Annotated in this window: 1 protein-coding gene; it reads left to right on the forward strand. The window is 77.9% G+C overall.

Annotated features, from left to right (window positions below):
• Positions 1 to 3,270 (forward strand): amidohydrolase family protein, encoded by a 3,270-nt coding sequence (locus tag ACSNOD_RS29820; RefSeq protein WP_436770199.1) that lies wholly within the window; start codon positions 1 to 3, stop codon positions 3,268 to 3,270.
• Positions 3,271 to 3,346 lie beyond the last annotated feature (76 nt).

The raw sequence follows: 3,346 nt of genomic DNA on the forward strand, positions 1-3,346 counted from the left end.
CTGCGGGCCGCCGCCGGCACCGCCGCCGTGGCCGCCACGACCACCGCGGCCGTCGGCACGGTCATCGGGCTCCCGGCGCAGGCGAGCGCCGCCGAGGCCCCGTACACCGCGCCGGGGAGCGCCCCGCCGGCGACCGCCCCGCACCCCACCCGGCTCACCTTCACCGCCGCCACCAACGGTTCGGCCACCCTCTCCCCCGCCGGCGACCGGCTCGTCGCCGAGGTGCAGCACGTCCTGTGGTCCGTCCCCCGGGCCGGCGGCCGGGCCGTGGCGCTGACGCCGCCAGGGCTGGAGCCGAGCCGCCCGGTGTTCTCGCCCGACGGCTCCCTCCTCGCCCTGTGCGCCTACCGCGACGGCAACTTCCATGTGTGGACCATGCGCCCCGACGGCTCCGACCTGCGCCGCCGCACCGAGGGCCCCTGGGACGACCGCGGCCCGTCCTGGTCCCCGGACGGCACCCGGATCGCCTTCGCCTCCGAGCGCGGCGGCGACCCGGTGACCGGCAGCCCGTACCGGATCTGGGTGCTGGACCTGCGCGACGGCGCCCTGACCCGGCTCACCGGGCTGCCCGGCCAGCAGGGGCCGCTCCAGGGCGGTGCCTGGGAGGACTACGACCCCACCTGGTCGCCCGACGGCCGCACGGTGCTGTTCGTCCGCGCGCGGGCGGAGGGCGGCACCCTGGAGGCCCGCACCATCGCCTCCGTGCCGGCCGACGGGCGGGGCCCGGTGACGGTCGCGCACACCGAGTCCGCGCCCGCCCAGGTGATGACGCCGGCCGTGGCGCCGGACGGCGGGCGGCTGGCGTATCTGCGCACCACCGCGCCGCCGGAGGGGTCCTGCACCCTGGTCGTCGACGGCCGGGCAGTGGCCGTGGACGGCGATGTGGCGCCGGTGCCGCCGCGCTGGACGGGCGACGGCGAGCTGCTGCTGACGGTGGACGGGCAGTTCCGGCTGGTGCGGCCCCAGGCCCCGGCCGAGGGCGGCTCGATCCCCTTCACCGCCTCCCTGCCGCTCGACCGCCCCCGCTACCGCGTCAAGCGCTACGACCTGGACGGCGACCGGGCCCGGCCGGTGCGCGGCGTGCACCTGCCCGCCCTCTCCCCGGACGGCCGGCGCGTCGCCTTCGCGGCGCTCAACGCGCTGTGGCTCGCGGACGTCTCCGGCGGCCGGCCGCCGCGGCGCCTGCTGGCCGTGCCCCCGACCCGCTACGTCCTGGGCCCGGTGTGGGCGCGCGACGGCCGTTCGCTGCTGTACGCCGACGACCGCGACGGGCTGCTGGCGGTGCGCCGCCACGACCTCGCCTCGGGCGCCGAGACGGTGCTCGCGGACGGCGGCCGGGTGTTCCCCGCCCTCTCCCCCGACGGCACCCGGCTGGCCTGTCTGGACCTGACGGGCGCCCTGGTGGTGCGCGACCTGGCCGCGGGCACCGAGCGGGTCCTCGCGGCCCCGATGGCGGGCGGCGGGCTGCCCGGCCGGCCGAGCTGGTCGCCCGACGGCCGCTACCTCGCGCTCTGCGACCGCAACCGGCTCAACCAGCGCTTCCGGGAGGGCTACAACCTCATCCGGGTCGTCGACGCGACGACCGGCGCCGCGCGCACGCACGCCGTCGCCCCGCACACCTCGATCTCCGACCGGTACGACTCCGGGCCGGTCTGGTCGCCCGACGGCCGCTGGATGGCGCTGATCGTGGAGTCGGCGCTGTGGCTGCTGCCGGTGGCCCCGGACGGCACCCCGGCCGGGCCGCCGCGCCGGCTGACCTCGGAGTCGGCCGACCACCCCTCCTGGTCCGGCGACTCCGGGAAGCTGCTCTATCTGTCGGGCACCCGGCTGCGGCTCATCGGGGTCGACGGCGGCGCGGCCCGCACCGTACGGGTGCCGCTGGACTACCGCAGACCCGCGCCGGCCGACAGCGTGGTGCACGCGGGCCGCTTCTGGGACGGCACGGGGGACGACTCCTCGGTGCGCGAGGACGTGGACGTGGTGGTGCGCGGCGGGCGGATCGCGGCGGTCGAGCCGCACCGCGCCGGCCGCGCGGCCCTCCGGCGGGTGGACGCCTCGGCCCGTACGGTCGTGCCCGGCCTGTGGGACGCGCACACCCACCCCTGGCAGAGCACGTACGGCGGCCGACAGACCGTCGCCCAGCTCGCGTACGGCATCACCACGGCCGTGTCCCTGGGCGGCTTCGCCTATGAGCAGGCGCGGGTGCGCGAGGCGGTGGCCTCGGGGGCGCTGGCGGGGCCGCGGCTGCTGTCGTCCGGGGAGCTGCTGGACGGCTCGCGGCCGGCGTACAGCATGGGCCGGGCCCATCGCACCCCGGAGGGGCTGCGCCGCTCCCTGTCCCGGGCGGAGGCGCTGGACTGGGACTTCGTCAAGACGTATGTACGGGCGCCCGGCTGGGTGATGGAGGAGGCGGCGCGGTTCGCGCACGAGCGGCTCGGGGTGCGCTCGGGCAGCCACTTCCTGTCGCCGGGCATTCAGTCCGGGCAGGACCTGACGACACATCTGCAGGCCACGCAGCGGTTGGAGTTCGGTCACGCGACGACGGCGAGCGGCCACGCGTACCAGGACGTGACGGAGATCTACACCGCCGCCGGCGCCGGCTTCTCCCTGATCGCCACGCCGTTCACGGCGTCCCCGCTGATCGGCGCCGACCCGGGGCTGGCGAGCGATCCGCGGGTCACCGCGCTGATGCCGCCGTGGGACGCGGCCCTGGTGCGGCAGCTCGCCGGCCGGCCGCCGACCGCGGGCCAGCTGACCGCGCTCCGCAGGGAGGTCGACGTCTACCGGCGGGTGCTGGCGGGCGGCGGGCTGGTGGCGCTGGGCACGGACGCGCCGATCGTGCCGGTGGGGCTCGCCCTGCACCTGGGGCTGCGGGCGCTGCGCGGCCACGGGTTCAGCGCGGCCGAGGCCCTGCGCACGGCGACCGTCATGCCGGCGCGCGTCTTCGGGGCCGAGCGCGACCTGGGCACGCTGGAGCCGGGCCGGCTCGCGGACATGACGGTGGTGGACGGGGACCCGTTCGAGGACTTCGACTCGCTCGTCCGCACGGTGGCCGTACTGCGGGGCGGGACGGTGTTCGAGCAGGCAGAACTGATCGAGGCGTTCCCGCGGGAGCCGGCCGGAGCGACCAGGGCGGCCGAGCGCCCCGTGCCGGGTGCGGCCGAGGCGAGCGGTGCGGCCGGTGCGGCGCAGCGGCACTGGCTGGAGGTGGGCCGCCGGATGCGGCGGGACGGATGCTGCGGCGAGGAGAGTCACCTGTACGGCCCGTGATCCGCGGGCGGCGGCCGGGCCGTACGGCCGGGACTGTTCTCCGGGGGCCCGGGTTGGGGGAGGGTGGTGCGGGGCC

The organism is Streptomyces sp. URMC 123, assembly GCF_051386515.1.
Taxonomy (GTDB): domain Bacteria; phylum Actinomycetota; class Actinomycetes; order Streptomycetales; family Streptomycetaceae; genus Streptomyces.